The 22,029-nt window shown below is 58.8% G+C and carries 16 protein-coding genes; 9 read left to right on the top strand and 7 right to left on the bottom strand.

Annotation, left to right across the window (positions count from 1 at the left end; all coding sequences use genetic code 11):
• The first annotated feature begins 382 nt into the window (after positions 1-382).
• The 7 genes from HB780_RS32455 to HB780_RS32425 all read left to right on the top strand — a co-directional run bounded on the left by HB780_RS32455 (position 383) and on the right by HB780_RS32425 (position 9,072).
• Positions 383-1,243: a class I SAM-dependent methyltransferase gene (locus HB780_RS32455; RefSeq protein WP_286203103.1), complete on the top strand. Its 861-nt coding sequence runs from the start codon at positions 383-385 to the stop codon at positions 1,241-1,243.
• 142 nt (positions 1,244-1,385) lie between these two features.
• Positions 1,386-2,471, top strand: a complete 1,086-nt coding sequence (locus tag HB780_RS32450; protein WP_183692579.1) for a hypothetical protein — start codon at positions 1,386-1,388, stop codon at positions 2,469-2,471.
• A complete protein-coding gene (locus tag HB780_RS32445) occupies positions 2,452-3,747 on the top strand; it encodes a KpsE/RkpR family capsule polysaccharide export protein (protein ID WP_183692577.1) in 1,296 nt (431 codons plus the stop codon). Before HB780_RS32450 ends, HB780_RS32445 begins: the two co-directional genes overlap by 20 nt.
• A gap of 13 nt (positions 3,748-3,760) precedes the next feature.
• Complete coding sequence (locus tag HB780_RS32440) at positions 3,761-4,414, top strand: ABC transporter ATP-binding protein (protein WP_183692575.1); 654 nt, start codon at positions 3,761-3,763, stop codon at positions 4,412-4,414.
• Between the two features lie 113 nt (positions 4,415-4,527).
• Positions 4,528-5,709 (top strand): KpsE/RkpR family capsule polysaccharide export protein, encoded by a 1,182-nt coding sequence (locus HB780_RS32435; protein WP_286203102.1) that lies wholly within the window; start codon positions 4,528-4,530, stop codon positions 5,707-5,709.
• Positions 5,710-5,729: 20 nt separating this feature from the next.
• Positions 5,730-6,836 (top strand): hypothetical protein, encoded by a 1,107-nt coding sequence (locus tag HB780_RS32430; RefSeq protein WP_183692572.1) that lies wholly within the window; start codon positions 5,730-5,732, stop codon positions 6,834-6,836.
• A gap of 52 nt (positions 6,837-6,888) precedes the next feature.
• Positions 6,889-9,072 carry a glycosyltransferase family 2 protein gene (locus tag HB780_RS32425; RefSeq protein ID WP_183692570.1) on the top strand — a complete coding sequence of 728 codons (2,184 nt, stop codon included), beginning with the start codon at positions 6,889-6,891 and terminating at the stop codon, positions 9,070-9,072.
• Between the two features lie 34 nt (positions 9,073-9,106).
• Here HB780_RS32425 and HB780_RS32420 read toward each other — a convergent pair whose 3' ends face one another.
• The 3 genes from HB780_RS32420 to HB780_RS32410 all read right to left on the bottom strand — a co-directional run bounded on the left by HB780_RS32420 (position 9,107) and on the right by HB780_RS32410 (position 14,310).
• Entirely contained in the window at positions 9,107-9,502 is a 396-nt protein-coding gene (locus HB780_RS32420; RefSeq protein WP_183692568.1) for a (R)-mandelonitrile lyase, read from the bottom strand.
• A gap of 107 nt (positions 9,503-9,609) precedes the next feature.
• Complete coding sequence (locus HB780_RS32415) at positions 9,610-13,071, bottom strand: ATP-binding protein (RefSeq protein ID WP_183692566.1); 3,462 nt, start codon at positions 13,069-13,071, stop codon at positions 9,610-9,612.
• A 3-nt stretch (positions 13,072-13,074) separates the two neighbouring features.
• Positions 13,075-14,310, bottom strand: coding sequence for a metallophosphoesterase family protein (locus tag HB780_RS32410; protein WP_183692564.1), 1,236 nt, complete (start codon positions 14,308-14,310; stop codon positions 13,075-13,077).
• A gap of 217 nt (positions 14,311-14,527) precedes the next feature.
• Here HB780_RS32410 and HB780_RS32405 point away from each other — a divergent pair, with 217 nt between their 5' ends.
• Positions 14,528-15,514: an aldo/keto reductase gene (locus tag HB780_RS32405; protein ID WP_183692562.1), complete on the top strand. Its 987-nt coding sequence runs from the start codon at positions 14,528-14,530 to the stop codon at positions 15,512-15,514.
• Positions 15,515-15,588: 74 nt separating this feature from the next.
• The gene (locus HB780_RS32400; protein WP_183692560.1) at positions 15,589-16,326 is read left to right on the top strand and encodes an SDR family oxidoreductase; all 738 of its coding nucleotides are present in this window, start codon (positions 15,589-15,591) and stop codon (positions 16,324-16,326) included.
• A 128-nt stretch (positions 16,327-16,454) separates the two neighbouring features.
• On the opposite strand, the gene hupB is transcribed toward HB780_RS32400, so the two are convergent.
• The 4 genes from hupB to clpP form a co-directional block, all read right to left on the bottom strand.
• On the bottom strand, positions 16,455-16,730 hold the full coding sequence (gene hupB / locus HB780_RS32395; protein ID WP_007692705.1) for a DNA-binding protein HupB: 276 nt from the start codon (positions 16,728-16,730) through the stop codon (positions 16,455-16,457).
• 205 nt (positions 16,731-16,935) lie between these two features.
• Positions 16,936-19,356 (bottom strand): endopeptidase La, encoded by a 2,421-nt coding sequence (gene lon, locus HB780_RS32390; protein WP_183692558.1) that lies wholly within the window; start codon positions 19,354-19,356, stop codon positions 16,936-16,938.
• 420 nt (positions 19,357-19,776) lie between these two features.
• Entirely contained in the window at positions 19,777-21,054 is a 1,278-nt protein-coding gene (gene clpX / locus HB780_RS32385; RefSeq protein ID WP_183692557.1) for an ATP-dependent Clp protease ATP-binding subunit ClpX, read from the bottom strand.
• Positions 21,055-21,339: 285 nt separating this feature from the next.
• Positions 21,340-21,990 (bottom strand): ATP-dependent Clp endopeptidase proteolytic subunit ClpP, encoded by a 651-nt coding sequence (gene clpP, locus HB780_RS32380; protein ID WP_183692555.1) that lies wholly within the window; start codon positions 21,988-21,990, stop codon positions 21,340-21,342.
• Positions 21,991-22,029 lie beyond the last annotated feature (39 nt).

Genomic DNA, 22,029 nt, shown 5'->3' with positions numbered 1-22,029 from the left:
AACATCACTAACGCAATTTATCTCAGTAGTTTTGTATAAATTTAAATTAATATTTACTGAATGATAAAAGTATCCGTTAAGAAATGACCGCAGGCAAAGCCCAACTGTAGTCGAATTGAATGACGTTACCTTACCGCCTCCTTTTCATAAGCAAGCTCTTGCCTATCGTAGTTGCGAACTCTAAACCGTGACGGATACATGGGTGCCGACCATGACAATCAGGAACGAGTAAAACTTCGGCATCGTTCTTCGCAGGATTTGCCACGGCAAAAGCGATCGAACGAAATGGAATCATTAGAGTGGTTACGGGGCGCAACACATACTGCGCGATGTAGCGGCTCGATCCGGTCTGGAGGTGCCTCGAAACCGGGATGAAGTGCTAATGAGAATGAAGGTTTTGCCAATGTTCGGCTTTCCAAAGCGATCCAAGAATAAGACCCAGGAGAACTCTCTCGGAGCGATATTCGATCAATACGAACAAGGTAAACCCGATCATCAGAATGCAATCGATGCTCTTCCGGGCTGGAGTTGCGCCTTTCCTGCCGCCCTCAAGCTAAAAGCTGGAAATCTCCCTCTTTATGCGGATGACCGCATCAACTGGGCCTTGAAAACCTTCGGTTCCATCAAGGGAAAGAAGATTCTCGAGGTCGGGCCGCTGGAAGGTATGCACACCTATATGCTGGATCGCCAGCAGCCGGCTCGAATCGACGCCATCGAAGCAAATCGGCTCTGTTTTCTGAGATGCCTGCTAACGAGGCAAATTCTCAATATCAATAGTGCTTCATTCTTATTGGGCGACATACAGGCATGGCTTGCCGAGCACGACGAAGTCTATGATTTCGCCCTCGCCTCCGGCGTGCTCTACCATATGGCCGACCCTGGGGAATTCTTGCGACGACTGGCGAGCCGCACCAACGCCGTCTTCATCTGGACGCATTTTTTCCTCGATGAGGCCATGCCCGAAAGCGACGTGCGGCGACGTCCTTTCAGCGGCAAAATCGAAACGAAGACGATCGCGGGTGTTCCCGTGCGCTATTATGAGCGCAGCTACCAGCTCGCCAACTCCAATGCATCCTTTTGCGGCGGCATGAAGGATCGGCATTTCTGGATGCATCGCGACGACATATTGATGCTGTTGGAAAAGCTTGGATACAACGATATCGTGATCAGGGATGAGAATTTGGACCATCCCGGCGGTCCATCTTTCTCTCTCCTGGCGCGCAAGGCGTCTGCTGCTTCGTGACAAGAGAACACGCATGCCGGCATCGAGCGCCAGGGCATTTGGGACGATCTTAACGTGTTTGAAGACACAGACGACAATTTGATGGTTCTTGAAGGCCAACGCGCCCTCCCCGCCGAACGGGCCAGGACGCCTGGAGGCATTCGTGCTGTTTAATCTCGAATATGATCGCGGCACGGTTCTCGAGGGTTATCTTATCCCGGACGGGTTCTCCGATATGCCGCACATCAGGGTGTCGGATGCGAACGGCGACCTGATGGTTCTGCCCTGCGATCAGCTCAAGCAGGCCGTCATTGATTCGGGCCGCCACGAGAACGGCCGGGTTGGCTTCAAACTCGATACGAAGATCATTCCTGATCTCGCCGAGCGCAGTACACTCATGATTCACGACGCCAAGTCGGGATTGCTGATCTATCGGCGACCGCAAGTATCACAACTGGTCCCCCAGAAGATCTTGCGGCTGGAAACGCAACTCCTGCCGATGGTCAAATTCGATTATCACTGCGGTCGTCATTTTCAGTATGAGCTGTCGTCGGTGGAACGCTTCGGCCATGAGACGGCTCTTCAGGCCTTTCATCTCAATGCCATCAAGTCGATTTACATCAGCGGACGCTTGCTGTTGCGGAACTATGAGGAGTTCCTCGACAAGGGCTTCAAGGCAATCGTCCTGCTGACCGATCCCTATTACGAGCTGGCCCTGCGTATCTTTCTCCTGAAGCGCATGGCGAAAACCCAGATCTCCTTCTTCGGCGACCGCGACAAGATCATCCTGGCGCCCGCGGCGGAACACTTCGCGGAAGTCGATCTCGAAAGCGATGCGTCGCTTAAAACCGCACTGAAGAAAGCGCCGCAGAACGTCACGAATGTTCTGGTCTCGCCCGTCACCCGCCAACTCGTCACAACCACGCCGGAGCAACTGGCAACCCGCGGCGATGTCGCAGCCGCGATCGACCTGCTTTCCCGCTTCACCGTGGTCGGACACGATACCAACAGCATTCATTTTCAAGACGCGATAGGTGAACTATTTGGCATTTCGATCGGCGACCTTCCGTTACTGTCAAGGCATACCGCTCTTGAAGACGTTGCTACGAGATTGCGTTCGTTGCATATTGCCGAACTAATGCTCGAAGAAGATTTGATCTTTGATCATTATGTGCGTGAGGCGATGAAACCAACCGCGCCGAAATTGCTGAACACGAGTGCAAGCCGACATGCCCAAAACAGTCATTGAAGAGACGGTCGATCAGCAGTATCCGCAAGTAAAGCCGGCTCGTCATGTTCTGCCGTCATTGTTTCGGCGATGGGTCCCGGAGCGTCGCGAACGTACCGATCTGGAAGAGATCGAGTATGTACCGGCGCCTGGCATGCAGGACCCGGAGCTTCAGACCGGTGGAAAACCACCGATCAGGCTCATCACCTTCTTACTGTTCGCGATCCTGCCGTTTCTGGTGTGCTCGGTCTATTACATCTTCATTGCTTCGGATCAGTATGTCGCCGAAGCTCGCTTCGCCGTTCGCTCGCTTTCCAGCACCGGTTCGAGCGACAAGGGCGATGGTACATCATCCGACAATAGCTCCGGGCCCTCTGGCCTTCTCAACATGCGCTCCGCCTCGCAAGACGCCTACGTCGTTACGAGCTTTATTCACTCGACGGAAATCCTCAAGCGGATTGGCGAGAAGCTCGACTACCGATCCATGTTTGTGCGGCATGATGCGGATTTTCTCTCTCGATTTCGCGCTTCGCAATCCGACGAGGAATTTCTGGACTATTGGGCAAATCACGTCAGCGCCTACATCGACGTCTCCTCAGGCATCATTACCCTGAAGGTGCGCGCATTCACGCCCGATGATTCCGTCAAGCTCTCCCTGGCCATCATCCAGGAGAGCGAGTTGCTGATCAACCAGCTTTCGCAGCGCGCGCGCGACGACATCGTGCAGAGCATGCGGGGCGACGTCGAGAAAAACGGAAAAGCCTATAGCGACACCTTGACCGCGCTCAACCTGTTTCAGCATCAATCCGGACTTCTCAGTCCGGAGACGCAGGCCACCAGCAGCAGCACGCTTCTGACGGGACTGCTTACGCAGAAGCTCGAATTCGAAACGCGCCTGTTCGTGATGCGGCAGTCAAATGCGGATAGTTCGCCGGCCTATCAGCAACTGACCCTTGCTCAGCAAAGTCTCCAGGATCAGATCGACAAGATGAAACTGGAGTTGACGGGCCCGGAAAATGCAAGCCTTTCCAAGGCATTGCTGGAATACTCCCAGCTGGACACGAACCGGATGATCGCGGAGAAGCTCTATGAGGCTTCTCAAAGGAATTACGACACGGTGCTTGCCGAGGCGCTTCGAAAGACGCTTTATCTCGCCGTTTTCGTCAATCCGACGCTTCCGGATGAGGCCATCTTTCCACATCGGTTCACTACCCCGTTGATGATACTGCTTGCCCTTTCCGTTATCTGGATGACCCTTTCGCTGATTTGGGCGTCCGTGGAGGATCACCGGATATAGTGAGAGACGACCGATGATCCGCTTCAAGAACGTGTCGAAACACTTCAAGACACAAAATGGCAAGAAAGTAATCCTGGATCGCGTGAGCTGCGAATTCATGTCGGGCTATTCCTATGGCCTTCTCGGCGTCAACGGCGCGGGAAAGTCGACGACTATGCGGATGATCGCCGGCACGATGCTGGCAAATTCAGGCAAGATAACCAAGGACGTACGGGTGTCCTGGCCCCTGGGTTTCGCCAGCGGCTTCAACCCCTTCATGACGGGCAAGGCAAATCTCCACTTTGTCGCCCGCGCCTATGGAGAGGACGTCAGGCGGGTCTCGCGTTTCGTCGAAGAATTCGCGGAGTTGGGTGACTATATCAATGCGCCGGTGCGCACCTATTCCTCCGGCATGAGCGCGCGATTAGCCTTCGGGCTTTCCATGGCCATCGAATTCGAGTGCTATCTGGTCGACGAAGTTCTCTCCGTAGGCGATGCCCGCTTTCAGGAACGCTGCCGCGCTGCCTTCGAGAGCCGCCGAAAATATTCGGATATCATCATGATCTCGCATAGTATGGGCATGATCAAAAAGCACTGCGATAAGGGTATGGTGCTCGTCGACGGCAGACTTATGGTTTTCGACAAGGTCGAGCAGGCGATTGAAGCCTATTATAGATTGAACAGGTAAGATGCGGCAGAGTGGCAACAAGGTCCCATATGGCTCACGATAGCGGAAAGACGTCTGACTCTGTTCAGCTCAGCGCGATTCAGCACAGCCGCGATGTTGCCGCGAAGCTGTCCGTGACCGCGCGCAAGTTGCGTTTCTCGACATCGAAGCGAAGCCAGCTTTTCAAAGCAGTCGGACTGCGTCCCCGTCCGTTGGAGCAAATCATCGGACGGCTGATACTGGCTGCCGCGGTGCTGATTATTGTCATTCCGAATATCGTTTCGGTCTACTACTTCATGTGCATCGCCGTGGATCAATATCAATCCGAAACGCGTTTTACCGTCCGTTCCTCGACGCCGGCGCTTGGTAAGGATCAACTCGCCAAGGTCACGGGCCTGCCGTCAGCGCAAATCGCCCAGGATACGCAGATCGTCACGAATTTCATTGCCAGCAAGGACATGGTGGCCGCCCTCCAGTCCAAGGTCGATTTCCAGAAGCTCTATGGAAACTCGGACATCGATCCGCTGGCGAGGCTCAGACGCGATGCCTCGACGGAAAAGCTGCTCGATTATTGGGAGGACATGGTCGCCATCAAGACCGACGCGACCAGTGGTATCGTGACGGTCAAGGTTCGTGCCTTTTCGGCCACCGACGCGCAGAAGGTATTGCAGGAGGTGGTCGCCGCGTCCGAAATCGTGGTCAACGATGTCAACAACCGTATCTGGCGCGATGTCATCACCACCGCTCAGGCCAATCTGGACAATGCAAAAAACCAATTGCAGAAAACCCGGGAACAGCTTCAACTCGCTCGCAATCAAACCGGCGTCCTCAGCGTTGCGGGATCATCGGCGATCTTTACGAGCCTGATCACAACCGTGCAGACGGACAGGATCAATCTCCAGCAGCGATACGATGCGCTGCTAGGCAACGTATCGCCCACGGCACCACAGATGCGGGTGCTGAAGCGCGAGATCGAAAGCAAGCAAAAGCAATTGGACGATCTGAACAGGCAGGTGGCCGGACAGGGAAAATCCGAGCAAAACCTGGCCGACGTGTCGGTCGACATGTCTCAGCGAGAGCTGGAGCAGACCCTGGCCGAACAACAGTTTGCGGCCAGTATGAAAACACTGGAGCAAGTGCAGTTCGTCAGTAAGCAGCAACTGCTTTATCTCGATACGTTCCTGGCTCCGAACCTGCCCGACGAGGCTAAATATCCCAAGCGCGCGCTGTGGATCGGCGCTGTTCTGGCTGCAACCATTGCCATCTGGGGCATTGTCGTCGGCCTGCTGACGGCCCTGCGAAATCGTCTCTCGTGATTTCTCCCGGTCGGTCCTCCATGCAAATCCTGCGTAACATCATCTACGGATTGCTTCCACGGCCACGGCTTTCCCCGGCACCGGCTGATGTTGCGCCTACCGCTGCCAAGCGGCTTCTCGTATTGTCGCGATACCCTAATCCAAGCGTCAGCTATTATCTGGACGAACGAACCAAGGCCCTCACCGATATCCCCATCATCATGAAGGGGCTCGACGAAGGATTGGAAGACCTTGATAGCGAAGGGCTCTTCGTCATTATCTGCCGCTATATCAAGGAACCGCAACTGCGCTGGCTGGAAGACAGGCGTCGTAGCTTGGCGGGGGTAGCCTATTTCATTGACGATGATATCCCTGCGGTCGTTGCGGGAGACGAGGCGACCTGGCCTTACAAATTCACCCTGCTCAATCTCGCCGTCCGGCCGCTTCCGCGCGTCAACCGCTTGCTCACGCATCTGTGGACATCGACGGAGACCCTGGCGGACACGCTGGCAAATAAACATAAAAAGATCGAGATTCTTGCGCCGATGCCAGCGGATCCGGGCCGGAGATCGTCCGAAATCGCCGGTGAAGCCTCCGCGCCGCTGAAGATGATCTATCATGGGACGGGTGTTCATCGCCGAGAGCACGAGTTCCTGATGCCCATCGTCAAGATGGCAATGGACAAGCACAGGAATTTGCATTTCGAGGTTTTCGCCGAGGGCAGCCTTGCGCGCCAATGGAGCCGCCAGGACATCGACCCGGCGCGAACGACCATAAGCCTTCCATTGCCCTGGGCGTCCTATCTCGCAAAAACCACTGATCAAGGCGCGGATATCGCCCTGGCGCCGCTCCTGGTCGGCAAGACCAATGATAGTCGGTCGGACACCAAGCGGATCGATATCAGCCGCATGGGTGCCGCCGCAATATTTTCCCGATGCCCGACATTCGCCCGCTGCGCCGTCGCTGGAGAAATCCACATCGGCAACACAGCGGAGGAATGGCTGGCGGCGATCGACCAGCTCGTGAGCGATCGCGATCGACGGTTGATCGCGCGCAATGCCACGATGAAATCCATAGAAAAAATGCGGCAAAGCGCGACGACGGCGTTTCCCGGCATACGTTTCGATGCGCTTGGCAGCATAGCATGAATCGACCATGCAAGCGCTCTTTACTGCCGGCTGTTTGGATACCCAGGGATCAATGACACTCAAGATTTTACCGAACGCCGACCTTGAACGCGAGATTTCGCCGGAAGCGAATTCCAATTTATGGAAGTCGCTTGGGGACGATCCTGCCTTCGAGATCAGATTTGCGCCCGTCAGAAAAAAGCATGTCGTCATTCATATCGCCGCCACCGATGAGGCCGTAGATCCGAAATTCTATATCAATCGTGGTCGTGGTTTCCGCGAGAAGGATACGGTCACGCTGCCGGCCGGGAGCCGCTTCGTTGTCACGGCTGACGTTGGGACTATAGGCACCATCTGCGCCCTGCGCGCCGACCCGGCGACGTTTCCCACAACGCTCGGCTTCGAGGTCAAGGCGTTTTCCTCAGCGAAATCAGCCGAGAAGCACATCGCCGCCTTGCTTGGCGCCCATGGGCCGGCCGAGCGCGTGGATCTCGGAAAACTGCCGCAATACTGGACGAAAATGCCGAAGATGGCATTCGGAAAACGTTCGCCAAGCAGGACGATACAATATGCGGAAGCGAGCTATCGGCTGGCCGCAGACCTCGCCCCTTCGCCCGTTTCCGCAACGTCCGGAATCTGGCTCAGCGTCGTCGTGCCGGTTTATAATGCCCCGCCCCGCTACCTCGACGATCTCGTCCGATCGTTCGAATCGCAAAACGAACAGGGCACGGAACTCATTCTCAGCGACGACGGATCGACCTCGCCGGAAACAAAGCAATGGTATGAGACGCAGAAATCGAAGGACAATATCCGGTTCGTTGTGAACGGCAGCAATGGCGGCATAGCGGCTGCCACCAATGCCGGGTTGTCTCAGGCCCGTGGCCTATGGGTCGCCTTTCTGGACCACGACGACATGATCGCGCCGCATGCGTTCAAGGTTATGCGGCATGTCTTCGAGCAAAACCCGAATACCAATTTTCTCTACACCGACGAACTGGTGGTCGACGACACGCTGAGGCCCACAGGACTGATGCTGAAGCCGGCTTACGATCCCGTGCTCCTGACGGGTGTCAACTACATCAATCATTTCTCCATCTATCGCCGGAGCCGGCTCCAGGAGATCGGTTATCTGCGCATAGGCTATGATGGCTCACAGGATTATGACCTGTTGCTGCGTTATCTGGAAGGATTGCCGGACGATACCGTCCTACACCTGCCCTACCCGGCCTATTGGTGGCGGCGCAACGGCCGCACCTATTCGCGCAAGTTCATGGACGCGGCAACTGCCAATGCCCGCAAGGCGCTCTCCGAACGGTTCGCGCTCCGCCAGCAGCCCATTCGCGTGGAAGAGGCGCTGACAGACACCCTGCATCGCGTCATGTTCGACCGGCCGGAGGCTTCCTGGCCCAAGATTTCGATCATCATTCCCAGCAAGGATAGCCTCGATCTGATTTCCCGCGTGTTGAAGGATATCTTCGAACGCACGGACTATGCGAATTTCGAAGTGTTGGTCGTCGACAACGGCTCCTCGGACCAGGCCGTCCTCGATCTCTACGATCATTACCGCCAGACCTACCCGCAGTTCTCCGCCTCGATCATGCCGGAACAGTTCAATTTCTCCCGCTCGGTCAATCGTGGCCTCAGCACCGCCACGGGCGAGCACCGTCTGATCCTCAACAACGACGTCGAAATCATCGAGCCGGGCTGGCTGAAAGAGATGGTGACCTGCCTCGCCTATGAGGGAACCGGCATTGTCGGCGCCAAGCTGCTCTACGGTAACAACAAGCTACAGCATGCCGGCGTCGTCGTCGGCTTCGGTGGGCTCGCGGGTCATTGGTATATGAGCAAGCCCAGGGAATTCGGCGGCCCGATGAACAGGCTGCATGTCCGCAATTCGATGACCTGCGTGACCGGTGCGGTCATGTTGATTTCCGGCGACTGCGCCCGCGCCATCGGCTTGTTCGACGAAGAGAATTTCGCGGTCGCCTATAACGACGTCGACTATTGCCTGCGCGCCCACAAGGCCGGGTTCCGCATCATATGGACACCCTTTGCCTGCCTCTATCACCATGAATCCCTGTCGCGGGGATCGGATAAATCCGGTGAGCGAAGGAAACGCTTCGAACAGGAGAAGAATAACTTGCGCAGGCTGCATGGGACGCTGACCTTTGCGGACCGCGCCCTCAATCCTGCCTATAGCCGGGACAAATCGGACCCCAAAATCCTGATCCCGACGAAATTGCATACGCCACAGTGAGTTTGTGGCGATCCAGCCGGATCGCCGCTTATCATTATGCGCGATACTGCTCCTCGGTCACATATTCCATCCAGTCCGCGGCCTTGCCGTCCTGCGTCTCCTGAATGGCGATATGGGTGAGCGCGGTCTCCGGTCCGGCGCCGTGCCAGTGCTTTTCGCCGGGCTCGAACCAAAGGACATCGCCGGCATTGATCTCCCGGATGTCGCCGCCCCAGCTTTGCGCAAGTCCCTTGCCAGCGGTCACCACCAAGGTCTGGCCGAAAGGATGCGTGTGCCAGGCGGTGCGGGCTCCCGGTTCGAAACTGACACTGAAGACCTGGGCGCGAGCTGGCGCCGGAGCCTGCATCAATGGCTCCTGACGCACCTCGCCAGTAAAATACTCGGCCGGCGCCTTCAGCACCGGGCGTGATCCATTGGGCTTGATTTCCAAGGCTTATCTCCTGCTACGAACGGCGCTCGCCGCGCCTCGTTCCTACAGCCAACCTATGCCATTCGATGACGCCATCCAAGCGAGAAGGTCGGCATTCCACCGGGCACTCAAAGCTGGATCAGATCCAGATCTGCACCGATCTCCCGTTTGGCAATCTCGACGACGCTCATCTCATGGGTGAAAAGAATGGTCTGGAAGCGCTCCGCCGTGCCGGCAAGCGCCTTCAGTCCGGCGCTGGCGCGCTCGTCGTCGAAGGTCTGGAAGATATCGTCGACGATCAGCGGCGCCGGCTCATTGCGGGCGGAATAGTCTTCGAGGAAGGCAAGCCGAAGGGCAAGATAAAGCTGATCGCCGGTGCCCTCGCTCAAGCCTGCGAGCGGCACCCGTTCGCCGCCGGAGCGTTCGGCCAGCAATTGCAGCGCGTCGGCATCGTCGTGTTCTTCGACCAGCCGCGTGAAGCCATGGCCGGTCAGCAGTGAGAAGAGTTCTCCTGCCCGCGTGATCACCGGATCGGCCTGCTGTTCGCGATAGGCTTCCATCGAGCTTGCCAGCATCTGTGCGGCAAGCTTCAGCACCACCCATTGCCGCGCCAGATCCTTGGCTTCCTGCTCGGCGGAGAGCTTTTCGAAGACGGCGTATTCGGCGCTGACGCCGGTTTCGAGGGCGCTCCGCTGGCGCTGGTTTTCCGCCAGGCGGGCTGCGAGTGCACCGTTCGCGGTGAATTGCCTTTGATCCTCTGCGGATAGCCGCTCAATCTCCAGCCCGGCGGCAACGCGTTCGAAGCCGGCGAGCTCGGCGCGGATCGTCTCCTCGCCATCGCCTTCCGATTGCTGGCGCAAGCGGTCGCGGCTTTCCGCCAGCCGGGCATGCAAGCGGGCACGATCGCGCAGGCGCGAGAGCAGAGCCGGCAGATCGGTGTCCTGCGGCAAATCTGCGGTTAACACGCCAAGGGCGGCCTCGACCGTCGCAAGCGCCTCGCCACAACGGGTGGCCTGCGCCTCCGCACGTTGGCGCTCCTCCTCGAGCCGGTCGTACTTCTTCTGTTCGCCGCGCACGGCGCTGACGCGGGCGTGCAATGCCTCCGCTGCGGTGTCCGATGGCAGATGATCGAGCTCTAAGCCGACGGTTGCGGTAAGACTCGCGAGCCGCCGCTCGAAATCGGCCATGTCGCGGCGCATGCCGCTGACGCGGCGTTGGCGATTGTCATGCTCCGCCAGAGCGTCCGGCAGCTCTGTCCATGCCTTCAAGGCGATGGAGGCCATCTCCAGCGTTGCATCGGCGGAAAGGCCGAGTGACAGCACAGCCTTGCCGAACGCATCGCGCCAACCAGTCTGACGTCGCTCGATATCCTGCTGCTGCTCACCAAGCCGCGTCAACCGACCCCGAGCAGCGACGACCTCGCCCTCGCGCGTGCGGCTCTCGCTCCAACGCTCCGAAAGCAGGCGAAGATGTTTTCGCAAGCCTTCCGCCATAGCACCTGGCGGCAGGCGGCCGCTCTTGTAACCGGTGGCCTCGGCAATATCCTTCAGCGCCGGCGAGACACGCGTCTCTGCCAGACTGGCTTCGTTTCGCTGATCCAGTAGATCGCGGAGAGCCCGGCGCTCGCGGAACAGGGCTTCGACCCCACGCCGCCATTCCAGCATGGCTGCCGGATCGAGGGCTGAAACACCGGATGCATCAAAGAGCGTGGAGAAACCAGCCAGCACTTTTGCCAAGGCCTCTTCGCGCTGTTGCAATCGCTTTGCGGCCGCCTCGCGCTCCTGCAACAGTCGAGCCTGACGCAAGCGATTATCAGCATGGCGCGAGACGCGATCCGCGTCGCTCAGCGCCGCATCGGCCAGTCGATCGGCCTCAGCGACGGTAGTCGCAAAAATGGCGATCGTTTTGCCATCTGGAGCTGAGCCCGCATCCGTCAACCCGTCGCGGATCGATCGCCATTGAGCATCGCGAGCCTCACGCGCGTCGGCGATCTGTTCACGGGTGACGATCAGGCCGGTGCGCTGCGCATCTTCCAGCGCCTGCTCGATCTCGGCCAGTTGTTCATCATAGCCACGCAGCTTGTCGGATGCTTCGCGTACGCTAGCGCGGGCCGTATCGACGGTTCCGCGATGCGCGGCAATCTCGGCAGCGTCCGGCAGCGGCGCAGCAAAGAGCGCATCGATGTCGGCGACCGGCGGGCGCAGGCGGCCAGCGGCTTCGCGAAGATCCGCCTCGATGCGGCTGATCTGCGTCTCCAACCCATCGAGTCGGGCAAGGCTGGCGAGATCATCACCCAAGGCTTCCAGCTGATCAGTATAGGGTCGAGGATCGATCAGGCGGCCCTCGCGACCATCCTTCTCCAGCGACGCGAGCTGTCTGCGCTCGCTGTCCAATTGCTCGGCATTTCCCTGCGCCTGCAGCAACAGGCGTCTGCCCTCCTCAACTAATTCTGAGAGGCGGACGCGATCGGCATCACTTGGCTGCTGCTTTTCCAACTGTGATGCATCGGCAAAGCCAAGACGGCGGCTCAGTTGGGCAAGCGTCGCGTCATAGCCGGCCAGTTCCTGATCGACGCGGGGCAGATCCTGGCGCTGGCTGCGATAATTGCCGGTATCGGCAAAGAGCAGGGTGATATCGTCCGATATTTGCAGCACGGTTTCGTCGATGCGGATCATCGACAGTTCTTCGCCGGCGCGCGCGGCCAGCTGCTGAGCGCGGCGCAGTTCGTCTTCGGCGGCTCGCTTGTCGTTCAGGCCCTGTTCCAGCCGATTGGCGAAACTGTCCGGTATCGCCGTGAGATCAGCAAGGTCGTCAAGGGCGGCTCTCTCGCCGTCGATTTCAGCCAGCAGCGGCTGCAGCATCTTCAGCTTCTGCAGTCGATCGAGCGCTTGGCGCGTCTGGCGGCGCTGGTCTTGCAGGCGCTCCAGCTCGGCTTCCAGCTCCGCAGCTTCGGCCAGCAGCTTTTTCCAATCACCGGATTTGAGCTCGTTGTCGCGTTCAGCCTTGCGGGCCTCGTCATGGCGGTCCAGCGCCTGATAGAAACTGCGATCCTTGGAGCGGCGCTGCGCATAGATGGCCTCGGCTTCGCCGTCCAGCGACTGGCGCAGGCGAGAGAGGCCGGTGAGACCGGAGGCAGCAGAAAACAGCAGGCTGCCGATCTCGCCGCCGCTCCGCAACATCGCCGTCGCCCCTTGACGCAGACGCAGCGAATCCAAGCCGAAGGCGCGCTCGAAGACGTCACGGCTCAGATTGCCGAGAAATGGCGCCAAGGCGTCTTCGGCAAGCGGTGTTTCCTTATCGTCGGGCGCAAGCAACGTGTTCTTGCGCCCGCGACGGCGGCGAAAGGCGAGCGTTGCGCCATCGCGCGTGGCGATCGATGCGCCGACGCGCAGGGTCGTCGGCTCGTGCAGAAAGCTCTGCTCGGCAGCAGTCGGAAAGCCGAACAACAGGTCGGAAATCGCGCTCAGCGCCGAGGACTTGCCCGCTTCGTTCGGCCCGTAAATGACATGCAGCCTGGCGCCTGCACGAAAGTCGAGCGTGCGGTCGGTCAGCGCGCCGTAGCGGAGAATGTCGAGCCGGTTAAAGCGCATGGGTCAGCCTGCCCCCTGCCCGCGCGCCAGCAGCAATTGCCGCGCCTCCTCGATCAAGGCCTCGACCGTATCGTCCAGCGGCAGCTCTGCCGCGCCCAGTCCTCCTGGCAGACGAACCGCAATCTCGCCGACGAGCCGGCCCGCTTCAGCCACGATGTCCGCATCGCCGGCATGCTCGGAGAGCAATTGCCCGAGATCGAGCGTGCCATTGGCCTCGACAGCCGCCGCTGTGGGTGCTTCCAGCCGCAGTTCCAGCTTTTCCAGCCAGATATCCTCATGGACGCGATGACACGCTGCCTCGACTTCGTCACGCCATTGCTGGCGATTGGCTGCAATGGCGCCCTGTAGCGGTGTGATACCCGAGAGCCGGACGCGCAGCGCTGTCATCCGCCCCGCCATGTCATCGGTGAGCTGCTGTACAGCCTGCTCCACACGGCGTAGGATCGCGGCCTGATCGTCCTCGGGGTCGACCGTTATATCGACCTGAGCAAACCGCGCTTCGTCGACGATCAGTCGTTCGTGGCTGATACGGCCATCCTCGACGGTGACGAGCACGGCTCCCTTGGCGCCACGCTCGCGAATGCTGCGCCCCTGTAGATTGCCGGGAAAGATCACCAGTGGATCAGTTGCCACCACTTCATAGTCATGGACATGGCCGAGCGCCCAATAGTCGTAACCGCGCGACCGCAGATCATCCACCGAGCACGGTGCATAGGGCGCATGCGGCTCGCGGCCGGTGAGCGACGTGTGGAGAACACCGATATTGAACCAGCCGGATACGGGTGCCGGATAGTTTATCGCCAGGTTGTCGTTGGCCGAGCGCTCGGCGAAGCCCTGCCCATGCAGCGCCACCTGCAAGGCCTCCAGTCGGACGGAACCGGGCTTGCCGGTCGGGAATTCATGGACGTTCTCAGGCAGCGTGATGGTCTTGGTGATGACGCTCGCCGCATCGTGATTGCCGCGCAGCAGATAGACCGGGATGCCGGCTCGCTCCAGCCGCGCCATTTCGCGATTGAAGAACAGGCCGATCTTGTTGTCCTTCCAATCGCCGTCATAGACATCGCCGGCGATAAGGAAGAAATCGACCTGTTTCTCGATCGCCAATCCCACCAGCGTCGAAAAGGCCTTGCGGCTGGCCTCCACGAAAATTGCGGCGACAGCGGCATCCTTCAGGGCAAGTCCCTGGAAAGGACTGCCGAGATGCAGGTCGGCGGCGTGGATGAAACTGAAAGAGGCCATAGGCTCCGGTCGATGTCAGATATCTGGCATTCCTTTTAGGCAAATACAGGGGCAATGAATACCTGCCGATAGCGCTCATCCCATGCTTTCGTGGATTGCCGAACGCTGTCATATTCCTATGTCACGGGATTGCGATGCTGCACCACCCTCACGCGCTTGCCGCTGCTTCAGACGGCTGCTACTGCGCTAGACTTTCAGTACGAACGGAGAGATTTTCATGAGACACCATGCTTTCGGCCGCACACCCTTCACCGTCACGAATGTCGGCTTCGGCGCCTGGCAAATCGGCGGCGCCTGGGGCGATGTCAGCGAGGCCGATGGCCGCGCGGCACTGAACGCAGCACTCGACGCCGGCATGACCTTTATCGACACTGCCGACGTCTATGGCGACGGCCGCTCCGAAAAGATCATCGCCGACGTGCTGAAGGCCCGTGGCGGCGAACATCCCATGGTCGCGAGCAAGGCCGGCCGCCGGCTGAACCCGCATGTGGCTGACGGCTACACCAAGGCCAATCTCGAAGGCTTCATCGACCGCAGCCTGAAGAACCTCGGCGTCGACAGCCTCGACCTGGTACAGCTGCATTGCCCGCCGACGGAAGTCCTCTATCGCCCCGAAGTCTTCGCAGGTCTCGACGACCTGCAGAAGACCGGCAAGATCAAGGGATACGGCGCCAGCGTCGAGAAGGTCGAGGAAGCGCTGAAAGCGATCGAGTATCCTGGCGTCGTCAGCATCCAGATCATCTACAATATCTTCCGCCAGCGTCCTGACCACCTGTTCTTCCAGGAAGCCAAGCGGAAGCAAGTCGCGGTCATCGCTCGCGTGCCGCTGGCCTCCGGCCTGCTCTCCGGCAAGATCACCCGCGACACCCAATTCGCCAGCGACGATCACCGCAATTTCAATCGCAACGGTGAAGCCTTCGATGTCGGCGAGACCTTTGCCGGTGTACCCTTCGAGGTCGGCCTGCAGGCGGTGGAAGAGGTCCGCAAGCTGGTCCCGGCCGGCGCCAGCATGGCGGCGTTCGCATTGCGCTGGATACTGATGAGCGATGCGGTCACCGTCGTCATCCCCGGCGCCCGCAATGCCGAGCAGGCCAAGGCCAATGCGGCCGCCGCCGACCTCGCGCCACTATCGGCTGACGTCATGGCGGCAACGCGCGAAATCTACGAGCGCCTGATCGCCCCGCACGTCCATCATCGTTGGTAAAAGCAATAACCTTTGAGGCAACAGGTGGCCGGGTGTAGATCCGGCCACGAACGGAGACGCAGGAGGAGGATTCAATGAAAGTGGCGTTGGTAACCGGCGCATCCCGCGGACTTGGCGCGGTCATCGCGCGTGGATTGGCGGAGGACGGTTGGGCAGTCGCAGTCAATTATGCGAACGATACGCCTGGAGCAGAAGCGGTGGTTGACGCGATCCGGCAACGGGGCGGCCACGCCTATGCGGCAAAATTCAGCGTGATCGACAAGACTCAGCTGACTGAGGGACTGGATGCAATCAGGGACGCGCTCGGCCCCGTCGACCTGATCATCAACAACGCAACGGGCTCACAACCGAGCATGCCATTGATGGAGCAATCCTGGCAAACCTATCTCGATCAGCTTGAGTTCTTCGTCAAAGCGCCCCTCGAACTGCTTCAGGCGGTATTGCCGGATTGGCGCGCGCGCAAGTCGGGACGCATTATCAATATCGGCTCGGAAATAGCGGAGCTCGGCAACCCCAATGTCGGAAACTATGCGTCAGCAAAAGGCGCCATGCTTTCCATGACACGCTCCTGGGCCCGGGAACTGGCGCCCGAAGGGATCACGGTCAATCTTGTCGCTCCCGGCTGGATTCCCGTCGAACGCCATGTCGGATCGTCTCAGCAGTCGATCGATGACTATCTCACCCAAACCCCGCTTGGACACTTCGGAACGCCGGAGGACATCGCCAACATGGTGGTATTCCTCGCCTCGAACAAAGCAGACTTCCTGACGGGTCAGAAATTTGCGGTCAACGGCGGACGGACGCTTCTCTGATCGCCGCACGACAAAACTTCGTGGCTGCCGGGTATCGCCGCATGCCAACAAAAAAGGGGTCCGAAATACTTCGAACCCCTCATATCGTCCACCATGGAGCAACCGCTCCGACGGCGGGTGAAAACGGATCAGCTGTTAACAGCGTCCTTCAGGCCCTTGCCGGGCGTGAACTTCGGCACGTTACGGGCCGCGATATCAACTTCAGCGCCGGTCGACGGGTTACGACCCTTGGACGCTGCACGGTGAGAAACGGTGAAGCTACCGAAACCTGCGAGACGAATGTCGCCGCCCTTCTTCAGTTCAGCCTGCACAGCATCGAAAACAGCGTCAACAGCGGAAGCAGCGTCGGCCTTCGTAATACCGGCCTTCTCGGCCACTGCGGACACGAGCTCATTCTTATTCATGTTTCCACCCCTTTCTACTGGTATGAAACGACTAGTCTGTTAGCGGGGCGCAGAATACGTATGCTCCGGCCCGCCGCAACCCCAAAAGCCCTGCAAATCAAGGAAAAGCAAGCGTTGCCAAAAGCTTTTCACCAAAAAAGACCGGCAGAATCGCCGGTCTTTTCACCTTTTGTGACAATTTGGCAGAAATCAGGCGCAACCGCACTTAATGCGCGATTGTCGCTCCGACATCGTCCACACCCTCTACCGTTGCGATCACGGGCGTCTCGACGGTTCCGTCCCATTCGATTGGCTCGGGCCGGCGTACCAGTGCATGCTTGATCACCTCGCCCATGCGGGATACGGGGATGATCTCCATGTTGTTCTTCACGTTGTCCGGAATCTCCGCCAGGTCCTTGGCGTTTTCCTCCGGAATCAGCACCTTCTTGATGCCGCCGCGAAGCGCTGCCAGCAGCTTTTCCTTCAAGCCGCCGATCGGCAGGACACGGCCACGCAGCGTGATTTCACCGGTCATGGCAACATCCTTCGAAACCGGGATGCCGGTCATGATCGAGACGATGGCGGTTGCCATGGCAACGCCAGCTGACGGACCATCCTTCGGCGTAGCACCTTCCGGTACGTGGACGTGGATGTCGCTCTTGTCGAAGCGCGGCGGCTCGATGCCGAAGTCGACGGCGCGCGAGCGGACGTAGGAGGCCGCTGCGGAAATCGATTCCTTCATCACTTCCTTCAGATTGCCGGTAACGGTCATGCGACCCTTGCCCGGCATCAACACGCCTTCGATCGTCAGCAACTCACCACCGACTTCCGTCCAGGCGAGACCGGTGACGACACCGACCTGATCCTCGCCCTCGGCTTCGCCGTGGCGGTAGCGCGGAACGCCAAGATACTGGTCGATGTTCGTAGCGGTGACCGCAACGGACTTGGTCTTGCCCTTGATGATCTCGGTGACCGCCTTGCGGGCGAGCTTCATCAATTCGCGCTCGAAGTTACGCACACCGGCTTCGCGGGTATACTGCTGGCTGATTGCCATCAGGGCATCGTCGCTGACCGAGAATTCCTGCGGCTGCAACGCATGTTCCTTGATGGCCTTCGGCAGCAGGTGCCGCTTGGCGATCTCGCGCTTTTCATCTTCGGTGTAGCCGGCGATACGGATGACTTCCATGCGGTCCATCAGCGGCGCAGGGATGTTCAGCGTGTTCGCCGTCGTGATGAACATCACGTCCGACAGATCGTATTCGACTTCCAGGTAGTGATCCATGAAGGTCGAGTTCTGCGCCGGGTCCAGCACTTCCAAAAGAGCCGAAGACGGATCGCCGCGATAGTCCATGCCGAGCTTGTCGATTTCGTCGAGCAGGAAGAGCGGGTTCGACTTCTTGGCCTTCTTCATCGACTGGATGACCTTGCCGGGCATCGAGCCGATATAGGTGCGGCGGTGACCACGAATTTCGGCTTCGTCACGAACGCCGCCAAGCGCCATGCGGACATACTCACGGCCGGTCGCCTTGGCGATCGACTGGGCGAGCGAGGTCTTGCCGACACCCGGAGGGCCGACGAGGCACAGGATCGGGCCTTTGATCTTGGTGGCACGCGCCTGGACGGCCAGATATTCGACGATACGCTCCTTGACCTTGTCCAGACCGAAATGATCCAGCTCAAGGACCTTCTCGGCATTGTTCAAATCGGTCTTGATCTTCGACTTCTTGTTCCAGGGGATACCCAGCAGCCAGTCGAGATAGTTGCGCACGACGGTGGCTTCCGCCGACATCGGGCTCATCTGGCGCAGCTTCTTCAGCTCCGCATCGGCCTTTTCCTTGGCTTCCTTGGACAGCTTGGTCTTGGAGATGCGCTCTTCCAGTTCGGCCATCTCGTCGCGGCCTTCCTCGCCGTCGCCAAGCTCCTTCTGGATCGCCTTCATCTGCTCATTCAGGTAGTATTCGCGCTGGGTCTTCTCCATCTGGCGCTTGACGCGCGAGCGGATACGCTTTTCTACCTGCAGGACCGAAATCTCGCCTTCCATGAAGCCGAGCGCCTTTTCGAGGCGGCCCTTGACGCTGGTGGTTTCCAGCATCTCCTGCTTCTCGGTGATCTTGATCGACAGGTGCGAAGCAACCGTATCGGCGAGCTTCGAATAGTCCTCAATCTGGCTGGCAGCGCCGACCACTTCCGGCGAAATCTTCTTGTTGAGCTTCACATAGCTCTCGAATTCCGAAACGACCGAGCGGCTCAACGCCTCCAGTTCGACCGGATCTTCCTTCGCCTCATGCAAGACGTGGCCGAGGGCCTCGTAGAAATCCTCGCGCGCCGTATAGGTGTCGACCTCCGCGCGTGCCTTGCCTTCGACCAACACCTTGACGGTGCCGTCTGGAAGCTTCAGGAGCTGCAGCACATTCGCCACGGTGCCGACCTTATGGATCGCATCCGGGGCAGGATCGTCATCGCTGGCATTGATCTGGGTCAGCAGCATGATCTGCTTGTCGGACCCCATGACCTCTTCCAGCGCGCGGATGGACTTTTCCCGTCCGACGAACAGCGGCACGATCATGTGGGGGAAAACCACGATGTCGCGCAACGGCAATACCGGATAGGCAATGCTCTCATTTGCCGCAGACGTTTTCTTACTCATGTCATTTCCTTTCCGTCGTCCCGTTCCCGGGCTCTCTACCGGCTTTAGGGGATTAGCCGGCTCTCTCACTTGGGTTAGAAGTGGAGCTTCACATTATCTATTTCAAGTCGTGCAGGACGCGCGCGCCGTGGGGCAGCGAAACACGTCTTCACGAAGAGGAACGCAACAACAAACACCGGACCCCGGCGACTAGAACACTGCCGGCAACGCGGCCCTCGGAGGACCAAAGTTGGGCGTGAACCCAATCCACCGACGATTCCGGAATCATGCCATCATGGCTGCGGCGGGCGCGCTTCACAACCGGTTTGGACGGCGTTCCCATAAGCTTATCCCGGACTTTATCAGGAAACTGTACGATTTTTCAAATAGAAAGGGGCCCGTCAACGACGAGCCCCTGGATTTAAGCCGCAGATCTGTCGATCAGGCGGTGGCGTTGGCCTTTTCTTCCTGCCGATCGGCATAGATGTAGAGCGGGCGGGCAGAGCCGCGAACCACTTCCTCGGAAATGACCACTTCGCGAACGCCTTCCAGCGCCGGCAGATCGAACATCGTGTCGAGCAGGATCTTTTCCATGATCGAGCGCAGGCCGCGAGCACCGGTCTTGCGCACGATCGCCCTCTTGGCGATTTCGCGCAATGCGTCCTCGTGGAAGTTCAGTTCGACATCTTCCATCTCGAACAGGCGCTGATACTGCTTGACGAGCGCGTTCTTCGGCTCGGACAGGATCTGGATCAGTGCGTCCTCGTCCAGGTCTTCCAGCGTCGCCAAGACCGGCAGACGACCGATGAATTCCGGGATCAGGCCGAACTTGATCAGGTCTTCCGGCTCCAGTTCGCGCAGCACTTCGCCAACGCGGCGGTCATCCGGGCCCTTGACGGCCGCACCGAAGCCGATCGAGGTCTTCTCGCCACGGGCGGAGATGATCTTGTCGAGACCGGCAAAAGCGCCGCCGCAGATGAACAGGATGTTCGTCGTGTCGACCTGCAGGAATTCCTGCTGCGGATGCTTGCGTCCACCCTGGGGAGGAACGGAAGCGACCGTGCCTTCCATGATCTTCAGAAGCGCCTGCTGCACGCCTTCGCCCGAGACATCGCGGGTGATCGACGGATTGTCCGACTTGCGGGAAATCTTGTCGACTTCGTCGATGTAGACGATGCCGCGCTGGGCGCGCTCGACGTTGTAGTCGGCAGCTTGCAGCAGCTTCAGAATGATGTTTTCGACGTCTTCACCGACGTAACCGGCTTCGGTCAGCGTCGTGGCATCAGCCATGGTGAAGGGCACATCGATGATGCGGGCCAGCGTCTGCGCAAGATAGGTCTTGCCGCAGCCGGTCGGGCCGACGAGCATGATGTTCGACTTCGCCAGTTCGACATCGCCGTTCTTGGACGCGTGAGCGAGACGCTTGTAGTGGTTATGAACCGCTACCGACAGGATCTTCTTCGCCTGTCTCTGACCAATCACGTATTCGTCGAGAACCTTGATGATGTCCTGCGGCGTCGGCACGCCGTCACGGGACTTGACCATCGAGGATTTGTTTTCCTCGCGGATGATGTCCATGCACAATTCGACGCATTCATCGCAGATGAAGACGGTCGGCCCGGCAATCAGCTTCCGGACTTCATGCTGGCTCTTGCCGCAGAATGAACAATACAGAGTATTCTTGGAGTCGCCGCCGTTGCTGCCGCTGACTTTGCTCATATCCTTTTCCTTCCAGCACGCCGCAGATTTCCAAATCGAAATCGCGGTCCACTCAATGCGCCCGCCGGACCTGCTCCTCGTTTCATCAGCAGGTCGCGGCGCTCTTCGGGGTACTGAACGCTACCAGGCAACTATAGCCGGGCCACGCTGGCAACGAATCCCCCTTCGAATGCCGAATGCCATGTCATAAAAACGCTACATAGCATGAATGCTTACTATTACCGTGTTCCGCTCCACATTAAACCCCTATTCGATCACAAATGGGATAGAACTGTGGCGTAGAAGTCACCGCTGCGTGGATAACTCACTAGCGGCTTCGCCTTCCATTTCGGTACGCGACGTCAGCACCTTGTCGATCAGACCCCAATCCTTGGCCTCGTCGGAGGACATGAAATGGTCACGATCGAGCGTCTGCTCGACCTCTTCATAGGCCCGACCGCAATGCTTGACGTAAATTTCGTTCAAACGACGCTTCATCTTGATGATGTCGCGCGCATGGCGTTCGATGTCCGAAGCCTGCCCCTGGAAACCGCCTGACGGCTGATGAACCATGATGCGGGAATTCGGCGTTGCGAAACGCATGCCCTTGTCGCCAGCAGCAAGCAGCAGCGAGCCCATCGAAGCCGCCTGGCCGATGCAAAGCGTCGAAATGGCCGGCTTGATGAACTGCATCGTATCATAGATCGCCATGCCGGCGGTTACGACGCCACCGGGCGAATTGATATAGAGCGCGATTTCCTTCTTCGGGTTTTCGGCCTCGAGGAAGAGAAGCTGGGCGCAGACCAGCGTCGCCATATGATCTTCGACCGGGCCGGTCAGGAAGATGATGCGTTCCTTCAGCAGGCGGGAATAGATATCGTAAGACCGTTCCCCGCGGTTGGTCTGCTCAACAACCATCGGCACCAGAGCCATAGCTGTATCGACTGGATTTCTCATGTGCGTCCTTTACCAAGCTTGCCCCGGCGGCGAAAACGC

This window comes from Rhizobium lusitanum (assembly GCF_014189535.1).
GTDB classification, from domain to species: domain Bacteria; phylum Pseudomonadota; class Alphaproteobacteria; order Rhizobiales; family Rhizobiaceae; genus Rhizobium; species Rhizobium lusitanum_C.
The sequence above is the reverse complement of the archived record's forward strand: the minus strand, read 5'-3'. Positions and strand labels throughout refer to the sequence as shown.